Raw genomic sequence first — 16,343 nt, forward strand, 5'->3', positions numbered from 1 at the left:
GTCGATGCCCAAGCCGCACGCGCCCTCCCCCGCCGCCTTCGCGAAGAAGCCGCAGCGCCATGCGCCCAAGTCCGCGGCCGTCACCTACTCGCAGGCCGACGTCGAGGCGGCCGAGGCCTTCGGCCGCGTGGACGAGAACGGCACCGTGTTCGTGCGCGAGGGCGAGGCCGAGCGCGAGGTCGGGCAGTTCCCCGACGTCTCCAAGGACGAGGCGCTGGCGCTGTACGCCCGCCGCTACCTCGACCTCAAGGCCAAGCTCGACCTGTTCGCCAACCGTCTGAAGTCCGCGAACGTCAAGGCCCGCGAGATCGACGACACGTTGAAGACGCTGGCCGAGGAGACCGTCGAGCCGGCCGTCGTCGGCGACGTCGCCGCGCTCAAGGCGCAGTACGAGGAGCTGAAGACCGAGGCCGCCGCCAAGAAGGCCGCCATCGCCGAGGCACGCAAGGCCGCCGTCGCCAAGGCCGTCGAGGAGCGCACCGCGATCGTGGAGAAGGCCGAGGCCCTCGCCGCGTCGCTGGGCGACAACACGAACTGGCGTTCGACCGCGGACAAGTTCCGCGCCCTGTTCGACCAGTGGCAGGAGCACCAGCGCACCACGGTCCGCATCGACAAGGCGGACGCCGACGCCCTGTGGAAGCGCTTCTCCCAGGCCCGCACGACGTTCAACCAGGCCCGCCGCAAGTGGGCCCAGGCGCGCGACAACGAACGCAGCCAGGCCCGCGAGGCCAAGGAGGCGATCATCGCCGAGGCCAACGAAATCAAGGACTCCACCGCGTGGGGCGAGACCTCGCGCAGGTTCAACGAGCTCATGGACCGCTGGAAGAAGGCCGGCCGCGCGGGCCGCAACGAGGACGACGCCCTGTGGGCGCGCTTCCGCGAGGCCGCCGACACGTTCTTCAACGCGCGTCAGGCCGACCGCGACCAGATCAGCTCGACCGAGAAGGAGAACCTCGCCAAGAAGGAGGAGCTGCTCAAGAAGGCCGAGGCGCTGCTGCCGGTCGCCGACGAGGCCGCCGCGAAGAAGGCCCGCCAGGCGCTGGCCGCCATCCAGGAGGAGTGGGACCAGATCGGCTACGTGCCGCGCGACGCCATGCACCGCATCGAGGGCCGCCTCGACGCCATCGACCGTCAGATCAAGGCCGTCGAGGACGCGGCGTGGAAGCAGTCCGACCCGGAGGCCGACGCCCGCAAGTCGAGCTTCGAGGTGCAGCTGACCGCGCAGCTCGCCGAGCTGGAGCAGAAGATCGCCGCCGAGACCGACGCCGCGAAGAAGGCCGCGCTCGAGGCGGAGAAGGCCACCAAGGAGCAGTGGCTGAACGCGATCCACTGATCCGGGCCCGTCGTTCCCGTCACGATACGGCGGGACGACAACCGAAACGACTGGGGTGGACGGTTCTTCGGAACCGTCCACCCCAGTCGTTTCGGCGCGCCGTCATACGCTGCCGTCATACGGATTCCGGTCGCCCGGCTTCGGCCCGGCCGCTCGCCCCGGCTGCGGGAACGGCTTCCCCGGCGTTCGCGCCATATGCCGAGACGGCCGGAATACGCGATTGCGGACCGCGACGATGCGTCACGGTCCGCAATCACATGGACAATTCGGTCGCACACCCCGAGCACGCGCACGTCCCGGGGCGCGGTCTGCCACCGGCGGCTACGCCTCGGAAGCCCCCTCGGCGGGCGCCGGATCCGCACCGTCGGCCGGTTCCACGGCGCCGACCAGTTCGGTCTGCGGGGCCGCGGCGTCGGAGCCGGCATCGCCCTGCGGCGCATCCTCGAACCGCTCGCTGCGGAACGTGAACTCGCCGAGGATGCCCTCGCCCTCCGCGTCGACGATCACACGCTGCCCGTCCTCGAGCTCGCCCATCAGGATCTTCTCCGAGATGGCGTCCTCGATGTCGCGCTGGATCACACGGCGCAGCGGCCGGGCGCCGAGCAGCGGGTCGAAGCCCTTCTGCGCGAGCAGGTCCTTCGCGGCGTCGGTGAGCTCGAGCGACATGTGGCGGTCGAACAGCCGGTCGTTGAGCCTGGCCACGTCCAGGTCGACGATCTGGCGCACCTGCGGCTCGGTGAGCTGGCGGAACACGATGATGTCGTCCAGGCGGTTGAGGAACTCGGGGCGGAACTGCTGCTTGAGCTCGGTGCTCACCTGGTCCTTCATCCGCTGGTAGCTCGACTCGGTGTTCGCCCCCAGGCTGAAGCCGGTATTGGCCGACTTGGCGATGTTGCTCGACCCCAGGTTCGTGGTCAGGATGATGATCGTGTTCTTGAAGTCCACCTTGCGGCCCTGGCCGTCGGTCAGGTGGCCGTCGTCCAGCACCTGCAGCAGCGTGTTGAAGATGTCCGGGTGGGCCTTCTCGATCTCGTCGAACAGCACGACGGAGAACGGCTTGCGGCGCACCTTCTCGGTGAGCTCGCCGCCCTCCTCGTAGCCGACGTAGCCCGGGGGCGCGCCGAACAGCCTCGAGGCCGCGTACTTCTCGGAGAACTCCGACATGTCGACGCGGATCAGGGCGTCCTCGTCGTCGAACAGGAACTCGGCCAGCGCCTTGGCCAGCTCGGTCTTGCCCACGCCGGTCGGGCCGGCGAAGATGAACGAGCCGGACGGACGCTTGGGGTCCTTCAGGCCGACGCGCGTGCGGCGGATCGAGCGCGACAGGGCGGAGACCGCCTCGTCCTGCCCGATGATGCGCTTGTGCAGCTCGGTCTCCATGCCCAGCAGCTTCTTCGACTCGGCCTGCGTGAGCTTGAACACCGGGATGCCCGTGGACTGCGAGATCACCTGCGCGATCACGTCCTCGTCCACGACCATCTTGACGTCGGACTCGCCCTCGCGCCAGGCCTGCTCCTTCTCCTTGCGCTCCGACTCCAGCTTCTCCTGGCTGTCGCGCAGCTCGGCGGCCTTCTCGAAGTCCTGGTCCTTGATCGCCTGGTCCTTCTCGGCGGAGATCTTGGCGATCTTCGCGTCGAGCTCCTTGAGCTCCGGCGGGGCGGTCAGGCGCTTGATGCGCAGGCGCGCGCCGGCCTCGTCAATCAGGTCGATGGCCTTGTCCGGCAGGTTGCGGTCCTGGATGTACCGCGCCGACAGCTCGGCCGCGGACTGCAGCGCGCCGTCGGTGATCGTCACGCGATGGTGGTTCTCGTAGCGCGAGCGCAGCCCCTTGAGGATCTCGATGGTCTCCGCGATCGTCGGCTCGGCCACCTGGATCGGCTGGAAGCGGCGCTCCAGCGCGGCGTCCTTCTCGATGTACTTGCGGTACTCGTCGGTCGTGGTCGCGCCGATGGTCTGCAGCTCGCCGCGGGCCAGCATCGGCTTGAGCATGTCCGACGCGCCGAGCGCGCCGTCGGCCGAGCCGGCGCCGACGATCGTGTGGATCTCGTCGATGAACAGCACGATGTCGCCGCGGGTCTTGATCTCCTTGAGCACCTTCTTCAGGCGCTCCTCGAAGTCGCCGCGGTAGCGCGAACCGGCCACCATGGAGCCCAGGTCGAGCGAGTACACCTGCTTGCCCTTGAGCGTCTCGGGCACGTCGCCGGCCTGGATCTTCTGCGCGAGGCCCTCGACGACGGCGGTCTTGCCGACGCCGGGCTCGCCGATCAGCACCGGGTTGTTCTTGGTGCGCCGGGAGAGCACGACCATCACGCGCTCGATCTCGTTGGTGCGCCCGATGACCGGGTCGAGCTTGCCTTCGGCCGCCTCGGCCGTCAGGTTGCGGCCGAACTGGTCGAGGATCGCGGAGCCGGTCTGGCTGCGCTTGTCCTGCACGCCGCCGGCGTTCGCCAGATCGCCCTTGCCCTTGTCGCCGCCCGCGGAGCTGCCGCGGATCAGGTCAATGGTGGCGCTGCGCAGCTCGCCGAGGTCGACGTCCATCTTGATCAGCACCTGGGTGCCGACGCCCTCGCCCTCGCGGATCAGGCCCAGCAGGATGTGTTCGGTGCCGATGTAGCTGTGCCCGAGCTGCAGCGCCTCGCGCAGGCTCAGCTCAAGCACCTGCTTGGCATGCGGGGTAAAGGGGATGTGACCGTTGGGTGCGGCGCTTCCCTTGCCGATCATTTCCTCGACCTGCTTGCGGGTGTCGTCCAGCGTCACGCCCTTGGCGGCGAGCGCCTTGGCGGCGACGCCCTCTCCTTCTCGGATCAGGCCCAGCAGCAGGTGTTCGGTGCCGATGTAGTTGTGCTGGAGGGCTCGCGCCTCCTCCTGCGCCAACACGATCACGCGCCGCGCACGGTCGGTAAACCGTTCGAACATGCTTGTCCTTCCAATCTTGATGTCCACCCCACTTTACCGATTCGCGGTGACGTTTGCGCCGGACGCGGCGCGAATTGCGCTGTGAACGCAAAAGAAGCGGCTAAGCTGGTCTCATGGTCCGCAGGTGAGGAGGCCGATATGACAGGGAACGACAGGAACGGCGCAGGCGTCGGGGCCGACATCGTCGTCGGCGTGGACGGCTCCGACGAGTCGTTCTGCGCGCTGCGCTGGGCATTGCGGGAGGGCGCGGCCACCGGCCGCCAGGTCAACGCCGTGTTCGGGTGGACCCACTCCTGGGACATGGGTTCCGAGCCCGACGGCGACGAGGCGTGGGAGCGCATGCGCCGCGACATCGTGCAGCGGCTGCGAGACTGGGTCGACGCCGCCTGCGAGGGCTTCGACTTCGATCCGGGGAACCTGCGCCTGACGTCGGTGCACGCCTCGGGCACGTCGGCGCTGCTGCAGATCGGCGCGAACGCGCACCAGATCGTCGTGGGCCGCCGTTCGATGGGCCCGGTGCTGCGCTGGTTCATGGGCTCGCTGTCCGCCTCGCTCGCCGAGTCGGCGCAGGTGCCGGTGACCATCGTGCGCATCGCGGACGAGGAGCGCAGCGTGCAGGACGACATCGCCGAGGCGCTCGCGCCCGGCGCCTCGCATCCCCGCCGCGATGACGGGGCGGAGAACGACGGGCGGCCGCGGCCGGTGGTCGTCGGCGTGGACGGCTCCCCGACCTCCGCGCATGCGCTGGCGTTCGCCGCCGAGTTCGCGCAGGTCCACCGCATCCCGCTGCATGTGCTGTTCTGCTGGCAGATGCGCGACCTCGACGAGGTGCCCGGCTACGAGCATGCGATCGCGCCGGTCGGCGAGGGGCAGCGGCACGCCGAGCGGATCGTCGCGGACATGCTCGCGCAGGCGGGCGTCCCCGACGACGTCGAGGTGCACGCCCATGCCTTCCACATCCCCGCCGTCAAGGGGCTGATCAGCGCCTCGCGCTACGCCCGGCATCTGGTGGTCGGTTCGCGCGGCCTGCACGGGCTCGACGCGCACTTCCTCGGATCGGTGTCCAAGCAGGTGGTCAACTGCGCCGAGTGCACGGTCACCGTCGTGCACTGACGCCCGCCTCGGCGCGCCAGGCATGCGGCACGGCATACGAAACGGCCGTGCGTCCGCGCTTCTGCGGATGCACGGCCGTTTCCCGTAGATCGGCACACGGTCGGCCGGTCGGCTCCGAAGCGCCGGCCGGTCCGGGCCGCGCCGGCATCGGCGTGCCCGAATCGGCCGGCGCTTCCTCAGGCCGTGGCCTGTTCGTCCGTTGCCGTTGCCTCGGCGCTGTCGGTTTCGGCGGTTTCATCGGTTTCGGCGGGCGTTGCCTCCGGCGCCGGTTCCTGGGACTGCTCCCCCGCCGGCTCCCCGTCATCCGATGCGGTGGTGGTTGCATCGTCGGCTTGCGGTTCGGCCTCGGTCGCAATCGGTTCGCCGTCAACCGGCTCCCCGGCGTCGCCCTGACCGGTCTCGGCGGCCTCCGGCTGGGCGTCCTGCGTCTCGTCGGACGGCTCGTGAGCGTCGGCGGCGCCGTCCGCGTCACCCTCCACCGGCCGTTCGGTCGATGCGGTCTCGCCGTCGGTTCCGCCGTCGGCCATATCGCCGTCAGCCGGCTGTCCGACCGTCTCGGCCCCGCCGTCGGCCGTCTCGTCGTTCGGTACGGCCTTGTCATCGCCTGTGGCTTCGGTCGGTTCGGCGACCTCGTCGGCGAATTCCTCGGCGGCAGCGGCACCGTCCGCCGCATCGCCATCGCCGTCGGACCCGTCGTCCATGTCGAATTCGCCGCCCGTGGAGAGGTCCCCGGCGGCCGCGACACCGGGTTCCGTGCCGGCGCCATCGGACACCGAATCGGTCTCGGCATCGTCGGACGCGGAGCCGGACTCGGCCTCGCCATCGGCCTCGTTCCGGTCGTCATCGGTGCCCTCCGGGCCGTCGGATTGCGGGCCGTCGGATTCCGGGTCACTGGATTCCGAATCGCCAGGTTCCGAGTCGCCGGCGTCGGCATCGGCGCGGCCGTCGTCCGACCCGTCCGCGATGGACAGCGTCTCCTCGACCTCGGGCCCCTCGGCGTCGTCGTGCTCGGGCTCGTCGTCCTCGGCGGTCACGTTCGCGTCGATGTCCTCGTCGGTGGCCTCGTCCTCGTCGCGGTCGCGGCTGCGCTCGATGAGTTCGATCTCGGCGCTCTCCTCGCGCGGCGCCTGGGCGATGATGTCGATATGCAGGTCGTCGAACGCCGGCTTGGACTGCACCCACAGATGAGTCGGTTCGGGCGGCTCGATCTCGGAATGCTCGCCGCAGCCGTGGTCGAGCGAGACCACGCGGCCGTCGTCGGGGCTCCATTTGTTCGCGCACACGCCGAACAGCAGGTTGAGCTCGCCCTTCAGCGGCACGAAGAACCCGCAGGTCGAGCAGGTGTGGCCGGCCGCCGTCTTGGTCGACAGCGACTTCGGCCCGCGCGGCCCCTCGTACCAGCGCTTCGCGGTCTGCGAGCGGCCGAGCGGGCTCATCACGTGGCGGCGCGACAGGTCGAACTCCTCGACGGCGTCCGACACGTCCAGCACGGAGGTCGTGCCCCCGGCCTCATCCCCCGCCGCATCGCCTGCGGCGGCCTCGCCGCCCGCGGCGTCCGCGGTCTCGGCCATGCCGTCGGTCCCGCCGGCCCCGTCGCCCGGTTCCGCGGCGTCGGCGGCGTCGCCCGACCGGGCGCGTGCGCCGCCGCGGACCTGCATCGGGCGGGTCAGGTCGTCGTCCTCCTCCGGAGTGGCGCCGTCGGACCCGACCTCCGCCGGCTCGGTGCGCCGGAAGCCGCCCTCGAGCCGCGGATCGTCCGCCTCGGTGCCGATGGAATCGGTCACCGACAGGTCGGTGGGTTCCAGACGGTCCTTCCACGGCACCCACTGCGGCGGCAGCAGAGCGCCGTCGGCGGGCACCATCGAGGTCTCGTTCACCGTCCAGCGGTCCAGCTCCTCGTCGTGGTACAGGGTCACCGACCACTGCCACCCCTCGTAGCCGCGCTGCGCGGAGGCGAAACGGAAATCGGTCACGCCGTCGTCCAGCGCGATGGCGTCGACGAACTCCCCGACCAGGTCGGGGTCCTCGGCCGCGGCGCAGGCCACGGCCCTGGCGATCGTCTGCGGGTCCAGCATCGTATCCGGCATATGTCAGTCCTGTACGTCGAAATTGTCGGCCACCGCACGCAGCAGCGTGGCCAGTTTCTTGCTCTCCGCCGAGGAGGGGTAGCGGTGGCGGCGCAGGTCGTTGCCCGCGCCGTCCAGCAGCTTGATCAGGTCCTCGACGATGGCGGCCATGTCGTCCGGCTTCGGACGGGTGGCCTTGACCAGCGACGGCGCGGACGCGACCAGCTGCACGCCCATGGCCTGCGGCCCCCGCCGGCCGTCGACGACGGAATACTCCACCTTGGCGCCCTTGCGCAGCGTGGTCATGCCGGCCGGCAGGGCGGACGCGGGGAGGAACACGTCATGCCCCTCCTCGGTCATGATGAAGCCGTACCCCTTCTTCGCATCGAACCAACGCACTCGTCCGCTGGGCATGTCACACCTCTTCACTGTCCTCGACGCGGACCCTCGTGTCCGCGTGCTAATCCAAACCGAAGATATAGTCTAGCGTACAACCAGGTCGGTGCGCCCGTGGCGTGACGCCGCGGCTCAGCCCTTCGCCCGGCGGGAGCGCTTCTCGGCCTTCGCGGCCTTCGCCGGCTTGGGCGCACGGCCGGAGCCGTCGGTCTGGGCGCCCGGCCTCGGCTGCGGCTCCACGGGACCGATCGGCAGCACGACGGTGATGGTCAGGCCGCCGCCGGGCGTCTGCGATGCGCAGATGAACCCGCGGTGGGCCTTGACCACCGACAGCACGATGGCCATGCCCAGGCCGGTGCCGCCCTTCTGCCGGGCGCGCGAGGGGTCGGCGGTGTAGAAGCGTTCGAAGATGCGGGCGCGCGAGTCGTCCGGCACGCCGGGGCCATGGTCGACGATCTGGATGACGGCGTAGTTCATGCCGATCTGCATCGACTGGCCGACCTCGACGGCCTCCAGGAAGTGGCGGAACGACTGCTCGGTCGCCGGCATGCGCGCCAGCGATTCCGGTCCGATCGACGCGGTGAGCGTGCCCAGCCCCACCTCCACCGGCGAGTCCTCCGGGGTGTAGCGGTGGATGTTGCCCACGATGTTCGTCACGACCTGGCGCAGGCGCGAGGCGTCGCCGTTCAGCGTGATCGACGGCAGCGGCCCTTCGGCGTATGCCAGCCGCGCCGGGCCGCCGCCCGAGGTGTCCAGCGTCACGGTGCCGCAGCTGACGCCGCGCTCCGGGTCGAGGGCGTGCAGGTCGTCGGCCGCGTCGCTGACGATCGGGGTCAGGTGCATCTGCTGGGTGATGTCGATGCCGCGGCCCTCGTCCAGCCGCGCCAGCGACAGCAGGTCCTCGACCAGCACGGTCATGCGGGAGCTGGAGGCCTCGATGTGCGCGATCGACTCGTCGGCGCGCTCCAGCGCGCCGGGCATGTCGCGCTGCATCTTGTACAGCTCGGCGTATCCGTGGATGGCGGCCAGCGGCGTGCGCAGCTCGTGGCTGGCGTCGGAGACGAACTGCTTCATCTTGTCGGTCGTCTCCTGCTGCTCCCGGAAGCTCTGCTCGATGCGGGCGAGCATCGAGTTCAGCGAGGCCGACAGCGAGCCGATCTCCGTGTTCTCAGGCATCGCGGGGATGCGCTGCCTGAGGTCGCCCGCCGCGATCTTCGCCGCGGTCTTCTCGATGCGTTTGAGCGGCGCCAGCATGCCCTGCACGACCAGCATGCCGATGACCCCGCCGAGCAGGATGATCGCCGCGCCGGCCATGATGCAGTATCTGGTCAGCATCGAGACGGTGTCGAGCTGGTCGTTGAGCGACAGGCCGATGAACGCGATGTTGGTGAACTCGCCGTCCTCGTTGAGCACCTTCATCGCCACGACGCGCCACGGCGAGCGCGCGGCGGAGAGCGTGGCGCGGCTGGTCGTCGAGTCGCCCAGGAACACCCGCGCCTCGGTGGTGAACGGCTCGCCGAAGGTGATGCCGCCCATCGAGCCGTCCGCCGGCAGGATCGGCTCGGAGACGACGCCGCCGGAGAGCACCGGCTTGAGCGGCGTGGAGAGGATGTGCGCCTGGGTGTCGCGGATCTGCAGGTAGTAGTCGGTCATGCCCGCGGAGGTCTGGTCGCGGAAGGACTCGTTGATCAGGTCGATGTTGTTGACCACGAGCTGCGCCTGCTGGACGATCTGCGTGTCCACCTTCTCCAGCAGGTAGTTGCTCACCAGCTGGCGGATGGCGAACGAGATGCCGGCGATGCCGATGGTCAGCAGCACCAGCAGGCTCGCCACCAGCTTGGTGCTCAGCGAGATGGCGTCCCAGCGCCTGCGCAGCAGCGTACGCAGGACGCCGGCATGCCCCGGCTCCGCGGGGTCGCCGGGCGCGGCGGCCTGCGTCTCGTCGGCACCCGTCAAGGTCACGCCCCCTGGGTCTTCGGGGCGCGGATCATGTACCCGATGCCGCGCTTGGTCTCGATCAGCGGGGCCACCTTGTGCTTCTCGCCGTTCTCGTCGACGACCTCGATGCCGTCGACCTTCTTGCGCAGGTACGAGATGTACGATTCGACTATCGCCGCGTCGCCGCCCCAGTCGTACTGCCAGACGTGGTCGAGGATCTGCGTCTTGGACAGCACGCGGCCCTCGTTGTCCATCAGGTAGCGCAGCAGCTTGTATTCGGTCGGGCTCAGGTCGATCGACTGGCCGGCGCGGGACACGTCGTGCGAGTCCTCGTTGATCTCGAGGTCGCCGACGCGGATGATCGGGTCGTCCTCGACCTGCTCGCGCGTGCGGCGCAGGATCGCGCGGATGCGCGCCACGACCTCCTCGAGGCTGAACGGCTTGGTCACGTAGTCGTCGCCGCCCACGGTCAGGCCCATCACCTTGTCCTGCGTATCGTCGCGGGCGGTGAGGAACAGGACCGGCGCGTCGATGCCCTCCTGCCGGATACGGCGGGTCACGGTGAAGCCGTCGATATCCGGGAGCATGACATCGAGCACGATCAGGTCGGGCTGGGTCTTCTCGATGACCTCGATGGCCTCGGATCCGGAGGCGGCGGTCTCCACCTCGAATCCGGCGAAATGCAGGGAGGCGACGAGCAGCTCGCGGATGGACGGCTCGTCGTCCACGACAACGATGGATGCTTCAATGGGCTTACTCATGCTTACCAGCTTCACCCGCTTCGCTTGGGATTTCCTGAACGTTCGCTGACGGTTAAGCGTCAGCCCGCATGCCGGCCGCGCGACGAACGCCGGGACGGCCAGCCCGTTTGCCGCCGTTCGGACCGGCCGTGGTCCCGGGCTCCATCGGCATCGCCGTCCGTTCCACTATCCGAGACGGGCGCCTTAGGGAACCCGCCGTCCGCGACGTCCGCACCGTCGACCGGCGTCCCGATCGCGGGTCCGCCGAGACGCAGGTCGGGGACGCTCAGGTGCAGCTCCGGCACGGCCATGGCGGGGGCGGTCGCCCGCGCGTCGTCGTCTGCGGCGCCCGCGGCGTCGGCCCGCTCGGCCCGAGAGCCGAGGTCGGCGGGATCGTCGGAATCAGCGGCATCGGCGGAGCCGGCCGCTCCGGCATCGCCGGAGTCGCCGAAACCGGCCGCATCGGCATCGCCATCGGCGGCGTCGACGACGTCACCGGAACCGGCGACGGGAACGGCGGCGTCCTCCGCGCCGTCGGTACTGTCGGCTACGGCGACAGGACCATCGGCCGCCGACCACGGCGAGAACGTGACGTCCGCAGTCCCGTCATCCGTGAGACCGCCCCAGGTCGGCTCGTCCGGCGCGGCGTCCGCGGCGGAGGACGCATCCGACGAGGACGCATCGGACCCGCGGTCCGGCTCCTCCCCCGTCTCCGGATCCTCCGTCGACGGCGCCGACGGCTCCCCGGCGCGACCGGACCGCCGGCCGCGAGACCTCCCGTGGCGCTTGGGCCTGCGACGCCGTCCGAGCACGACGATGACGACGATGACGGCCACGATGAGCACGGCCACGCCCGCGACGATGCCGACGACCAGGGGCGACCATGTGTGCGAGGTCTGTTCGATGGTCGCGATGGCGTCCATCATCGCGATGGCCGATCCCGACCAGTTCGGGGTGTCGCCCTCGATGAGCGGGTCCAGCGCCGCCTGCGACAGCTCGTCCACCGTCTCCTGGTTGCGCAGCCAGGCGTCGGAGTTCGACGAGACGGCGACGACCAGACTGCCGTCGTGCGAGGCCACGGCGAGCAGCACCGTGTTGGGGTCGGGTTCGGTGGAGTCCAGCACGTCGCGCGCCCAGGTCTCGGGCTCGTCGTCGGTGGCGAACGAGGCGAGGTACAGCAGGCGCACCGAGACCCCGGTCCGCTCCAGCGTGTCGGCGATCGCGTCGGTGACGGCGGACACGTCCGATCCCAGCAGGTTCTCCGTGTCGGTGATCGAGCTGGTGATGGTCACCTCGCCGCCCGAGGTGCCGCCCTCCACGGAATCTCCATCATCGGCATGGGAGACCGGGGTTATCCACAACGACAGCGCCACGATCACGCAAACGGCGGCATACAGCCATTTCAGCGCCGCGCGCACGCGGTTTCCCGGCGCCGTGCGGGAACAATCGGGCTGGCCTTCGACCACATGGCCCGTTTTCCCGTACGCACTGCTCACATCTGACATACCCTCCACCTTACCGGGCGGCGATGTCATCGACAGGCCGACCCGCGAACAACGACCACACCCATACGGAAGGGAGCATCATGGCACAGTATCAGGTCGATTCGGAGCGCATCCAGTCCTCGGGGGCGGCGGTGGCGTCCTCGATCGCCCAGATCCGGCAGGCGGTGAACGGCATGTACGCCAATCTCAACGCCCTGCAGGACGCGTGGCACGGCTCGGCGGCCACGCAGTTCGCGTCGGCCGCGGCGCAGTGGCGCGCGGCGCAGCAGCAGATGGAGGCGTCGCTGGAGTCCATCCAGAACGCGCTGTCCCAGGCCTCCGCGGTGTACGCCGACGCAGAGATGCAGGCCTCGCGCCTGTTCGCGGCGGGCTGACGCGCGGCGGCGCCGACGCGGCGGCGGCATCGACACGGCACCGGCCGCCATAACGGCAAGGGTCCCGCCCCGCCTGCGCGGGATGGGACCCTTGGATGCTCACGTCATGCGGGACTGGGCCCGCGATGTCGTCAGTAGCCCATGTCGGGGTTGGCCGGGGCGGCCGCCGGCGGCTCCGGCTTGTTCGCCACGACGGCCTCGGTGGTCAGGAACAGGCCGGCGATGGAGGCGGCGTTCTGCAGCGCGGAACGGGTCACCTTGACCGGGTCGGTCACGCCGGCGGCCATGAGGTCCTCGTAGGTGTCGGTGGCGGCGTTGAAGCCCTGGCCCTCCGGCAGCTCGCGGACCTTGTTGAAGACCACGTCGCCGGACACGCCGGAGTTCTCGGCGATCTGCTTGATCGGAGCCTCGATGGCGCGGAACACGATGGCCGCGCCGGTGGCCTCCTCGCCGGTCAGCGAGGTGACGGCCTCGTCGGTCTCGGCCTTCTTGGCGGCCTGGACGAGGGCGACGCCGCCGCCGGGCAGCAGGCCCTCCTCGATGGCGGCCTTGGCGTTGCGCACGGCGTCCTCGATGCGGTGCTTGCGCTCCTTGGCCTCGACCTCGGTCGCGGCGCCGACCTTGATGACGGCCACGCCGCCGGCCAGCTTGGCCAGGCGCTCCTGCAGCTTCTCGCGGTCGTAGTCGGAGTCGGTGTTCTCGATCTCGGCGCGGATCTGGGCCACGCGGGCGGCCACGTCGGCGGCGGAGCCGGAGCCGGAGACGATGGTGGTCTCGTCCTTGGAGACGATGACCTTCTTGGCGGAGCCGAGCACGGACATGTCGATGGAGTCGAGCTTCAGGCCCAGCTCGTCGGACACCACCTGGGCGCCGGTGAGGATGGCCATGTCCTGCAGCATCGCCTTGCGGCGGTCGCCGAAGCCCGGGGCCTTGACGGCGCAGGAGTTGAAGGTGCCGCGGATCTTGTTCAGGATCAGGGTCGGCAGCGCCTCGCCGTCGACGTCCTCGGCGATGATCAGCAGCGGCTTGCCGGTCTTCATCACCAGCTCGGCGATGTGGACCACGTCCTGCTGGCTGGAGACCTTGCCGGAGGTCAGCAGGATGTACGGATCCTCGAGCACCGCGGTCTGGTCCTCGGCGTTGGTCACGAAGTACGGGGCGATGTAGCCCTTGTCGAAGCGCATGCCCTCGGTGAACTCCAGGTCCAGGCCGAAGCGGTTGTTGTCCTCGACGGTCACGACGCCGTCCTGGCCGACCTTGTCCAGGGCCTCGGCGATCTTCTCGCCGACCTCGGGATCGGCGGCGGAGATCGTGGCGGTGGCGGCGATCTGCTCCTTGGTCTCCACGTCCTTGGCGGCGGCGACGAGCTCCTTGACGATCACGTCGGTGGCCTTCTCGATGCCGCGGCGCAGCGCGATCGGGTTCGAGCCGGCGACCACGTTCTTCAGGCCCTCATGCACGAGGGACTGGGCCAGCACGGTGGCGGTGGTGGTGCCGTCGCCCGCGACGTCGTCGGTCTTCTTGGCGACTTCCTTGACCAGTTCGGCGCCGATGCGCTCATACGGGTCCTCAAGCTCGATCTCCTTGGCGATGGAGACGCCGTCGTTGGTGATGGTCGGGGCGCCGTAGGTCTTGTCGAGCACGACGTTGCGGCCCTTCGGGCCCAGCGTGACCTTGACGGTGTCCGCGAGCTTGTCGAGGCCCGCGAGCATGCCCTGGCGGGCTTCCTCGTTGTATGCGATGATCTTTGCCATTGTTCCTCCACATATGGCTACACGGTACTGGTTTCCACCCGCAGGCCCGACAGGCGACGACCAGCCGTCAGCTGCCGGCTATCACTCTCAGGTCCCGAGTGCTAATTGGGAGATTAGCACTCTCGGCGTCCGAGTGCCAACACGGCCCGGCGATTGCGCTCTTGGCAAGAATCGCCGGCGCGCGGGAATGCCGCGGAACGGGCCTTCAACCCTCGACCTTGACGACGCTGGTGGCCTGCATGCCCTTCGGCGTGCTGACGGCCTCGTACTCGACGACGTCGCCCTCGTCCAGCGTCCTGAAGCCGTCGGACTGGATGACCGAATAATGGACGAACACATCGGCGCCCCCGTCGTCGGGGTTGATGAATCCGTATCCCTTGCCCGCGCTGAAGAACTTCACGGTGCCCTTTGCCATAGGTCTTCGTTCCCTTCCCGCCGCGACGGCACCATATGGGGAACATCCGGAAAAGATGTGGAATTGGTACGCGCTCCCCCTGCCTCGCGACTACCCACATTGTAGTGGGTTCCGCGGCGAAAACCGAACAATCGGCCCCGACACGCGCGATCGCCGCCGACCGGACATGCCGGCGGCGGCGATCGCGCGTGCGTCGGGCGGCGCCTCGAGGCGCCGGGGGCGTCACTGCGCCGTGACGTACACCACGACGATGGGCGCCGCGATCGCGGTGGCCTGCTGCACGTCCGCGATGCCGAGCGTGGCGGCCACGTTCTGCGCCGTGGCCAGGTCGGTCTCGTTCTGGTACCACACCACGTTGGCGGCCGGCAGCGTGCCGCCGGACGGGTTGGCCGCCACGACGTCGGTGTACCCGACGCCCTGGAGCACGCCCTGCTGCTGGGCGGCGTAGCCGTTCACGCCGGTCGCGTTGATCACGCGGATGCCGGTCGCGTAGTTCACCGCCTGCTCGGCGGCCGCGCCCTGGTCCGCATCGGCCTGCGGGTCGGTCTGCCCGGTGTTGTCCGGGCTCGCCGCATCGTCGCCGGCGGTCTGGTCGTCCGCGGCCTGGTCGTCGGCCGCCTGGTCGTCCGGGGTCTGGTCGTCGCTCGTCTGGTCATCCGACGCATTACCGTCGTCGCCGTCGTCGCGGGATTGAGAAGTCTGGGACTGCCACGGCCACGGGATGTTGGACAGCTCGCCGGACATCGCCCCCCATGCCAGCAGGCCCGCGAGCGCCGCGACGACGACCACCGCCACGAACGGGGCGATCCTGGCCGCGAGCGAACGCCTGCCGCGGTGGACGCCCACCGGGCCGGCCGGCGGGTTGTCGAACGCATCCCTCTGATACGACTCGTAGCTTTCCTTGTCGCTGTGCGCCATCAGAACATTCCTTCCGTGTACACTCCATACATGAGTGTAGCCGCCACCGCGGTCAGACCACCCGCTCGGCGCGCTGGGTGGGCCGCGCGGCCCGCCGGCGGCGCGCGAGGACGGGGCGGGGCCTAGAGTACATGGTATGAACTCATCGCATGTCAAACCGCTCGCCGAACTCGTCGACCCCGGCTGGGCCGCCGCGCTGGCCGACGTCGAGCCGGACGTCCACCGCATGGGCGACTTCCTGCGCGGCGAGCTGGCCGCCGGCCGCCGCTACCTGCCCGCAAGCCGCAACATCCTGCGCGCGTTCACGATCCCCTTCGACTCGATCAAGGTGCTGATCGTCGGCCAGGACCCCTACCCCACGCCGGGGCATCCCGTGGGCCTGAGCTTCTGCGTGGCCCCCGACGTCCACCCGCTGCCCAAGAGCCTGGTCAACATCTACCGCGAGCTGTGCGACGACCTGCACGTGCCGATGCCCGCCAACGGCGACCTGACGCCGTGGACCCGGCAGGGCGTGATGCTGCTCAACAGGTGCCTGACCGTGCAGGCGGGCCGCCCGAACAGCCACCAGGGCAAGGGCTGGGAGCACATCACCGACGCGGCCATCGGCGCGCTGAACGCCCGGGTCGACGAGCACGGCCGGCCCAGGCCGCTGGTCGCCATTCTCTGGGGGCGTAACGCGCAGACCCTCGAGCCGCTGCTGACCAACGCCGCCATCATCAAATCCCCCCACCCCAGCCCGCTGTCGGCATCCCGGGGATTCTTCGGGTCCCGGCCGTTCTCCCGCGCCAACGAGGCGCTGGCGGCCATGGGGGCGACGCCGGTGGACTGGTCCCTTCCCCCGGCCGATGCTCCGCGGTAACGGCTACAATGTAGCG

12 protein-coding genes and 1 pseudogene are annotated in these 16,343 nt (G+C 69.7%); 4 read left to right on the forward strand and 9 right to left on the reverse strand.

Annotated features, from left to right (window positions below; all coding sequences use genetic code 11):
- A partial coding sequence (locus KIH73_RS03100; protein ID WP_219080446.1) for a DUF349 domain-containing protein occupies positions 1 to 1,333 on the forward strand: 1,333 nt, incomplete at its 5' end.
- Positions 1,334 to 1,654: 321 nt separating this feature from the next.
- Here KIH73_RS03100 and KIH73_RS03105 read toward each other — a convergent pair.
- Entirely contained in the window at positions 1,655 to 4,249 is a 2,595-nt protein-coding gene (locus tag KIH73_RS03105) for an ATP-dependent Clp protease ATP-binding subunit (RefSeq protein ID WP_219080448.1), read from the reverse strand.
- A gap of 138 nt (positions 4,250 to 4,387) precedes the next feature.
- Here KIH73_RS03105 and KIH73_RS03110 point away from each other — a divergent pair, with 138 nt between their 5' ends.
- A complete protein-coding gene (locus KIH73_RS03110; protein WP_219080450.1) occupies positions 4,388 to 5,362 on the forward strand; it encodes a universal stress protein in 975 nt (324 codons plus the stop codon).
- Between the two features lie 1,085 nt (positions 5,363 to 6,447).
- Here KIH73_RS03110 and KIH73_RS10835 read toward each other — a convergent pair.
- The 5 genes and pseudogenes from KIH73_RS10835 to KIH73_RS03135 all read right to left on the reverse strand — a co-directional run.
- A pseudogene (locus KIH73_RS10835) lies at positions 6,448 to 7,449 on the reverse strand (DUF3027 domain-containing protein); the annotation flags it as partial.
- Positions 7,450 to 7,452: 3 nt separating this feature from the next.
- Entirely contained in the window at positions 7,453 to 7,842 is a 390-nt protein-coding gene (locus KIH73_RS03120) for a cold-shock protein (RefSeq protein ID WP_219080454.1), read from the reverse strand.
- 114 nt (positions 7,843 to 7,956) lie between these two features.
- Positions 7,957 to 9,786 carry a sensor histidine kinase gene (locus KIH73_RS03125; protein ID WP_420830212.1) on the reverse strand — a complete coding sequence of 610 codons (1,830 nt, stop codon included), beginning with the start codon at positions 9,784 to 9,786 and terminating at the stop codon, positions 7,957 to 7,959.
- On the reverse strand, positions 9,783 to 10,523 hold the full coding sequence (locus KIH73_RS03130) for a response regulator transcription factor (RefSeq protein WP_219080456.1): 741 nt from the start codon (positions 10,521 to 10,523) through the stop codon (positions 9,783 to 9,785). The genes KIH73_RS03125 and KIH73_RS03130 overlap by 4 nt, the downstream gene beginning before the upstream one ends.
- Positions 10,524 to 10,582: 59 nt before the next feature.
- Complete coding sequence (locus KIH73_RS03135; RefSeq protein ID WP_219080458.1) at positions 10,583 to 11,821, reverse strand: TPM domain-containing protein; 1,239 nt, start codon at positions 11,819 to 11,821, stop codon at positions 10,583 to 10,585.
- 266 nt (positions 11,822 to 12,087) lie between these two features.
- On the opposite strand from KIH73_RS03135, the gene KIH73_RS03140 reads away from it, so the two are divergent.
- Complete coding sequence (locus KIH73_RS03140; protein WP_219080460.1) at positions 12,088 to 12,381, forward strand: WXG100 family type VII secretion target; 294 nt, start codon at positions 12,088 to 12,090, stop codon at positions 12,379 to 12,381.
- 131 nt (positions 12,382 to 12,512) lie between these two features.
- Here the strand turns inward: KIH73_RS03140 and groL are convergent, their stop codons facing one another.
- The 3 genes from groL to KIH73_RS03155 form a co-directional block, all read right to left on the reverse strand.
- On the reverse strand, positions 12,513 to 14,135 hold the full coding sequence (groL, locus tag KIH73_RS03145; RefSeq protein WP_219080462.1) for a chaperonin GroEL: 1,623 nt from the start codon (positions 14,133 to 14,135) through the stop codon (positions 12,513 to 12,515).
- 205 nt (positions 14,136 to 14,340) lie between these two features.
- A complete protein-coding gene (locus tag KIH73_RS03150) occupies positions 14,341 to 14,550 on the reverse strand; it encodes a cold-shock protein (protein WP_219080464.1) in 210 nt (69 codons plus the stop codon).
- A 222-nt stretch (positions 14,551 to 14,772) separates the two neighbouring features.
- Positions 14,773 to 15,468, reverse strand: coding sequence for a LytR C-terminal domain-containing protein (locus KIH73_RS03155; RefSeq protein ID WP_219080467.1), 696 nt, complete (start codon positions 15,466 to 15,468; stop codon positions 14,773 to 14,775).
- Between the two features lie 136 nt (positions 15,469 to 15,604).
- Here KIH73_RS03155 and KIH73_RS03160 point away from each other — a divergent pair, with 136 nt between their 5' ends.
- Positions 15,605 to 16,327: a uracil-DNA glycosylase gene (locus tag KIH73_RS03160; protein WP_219080468.1), complete on the forward strand. Its 723-nt coding sequence runs from the start codon at positions 15,605 to 15,607 to the stop codon at positions 16,325 to 16,327.
- Positions 16,328 to 16,343 lie beyond the last annotated feature (16 nt).

Source organism: Bifidobacterium phasiani, assembly GCF_019331775.1.
GTDB lineage: Bacteria > Actinomycetota > Actinomycetes > Actinomycetales > Bifidobacteriaceae > Bifidobacterium > Bifidobacterium phasiani.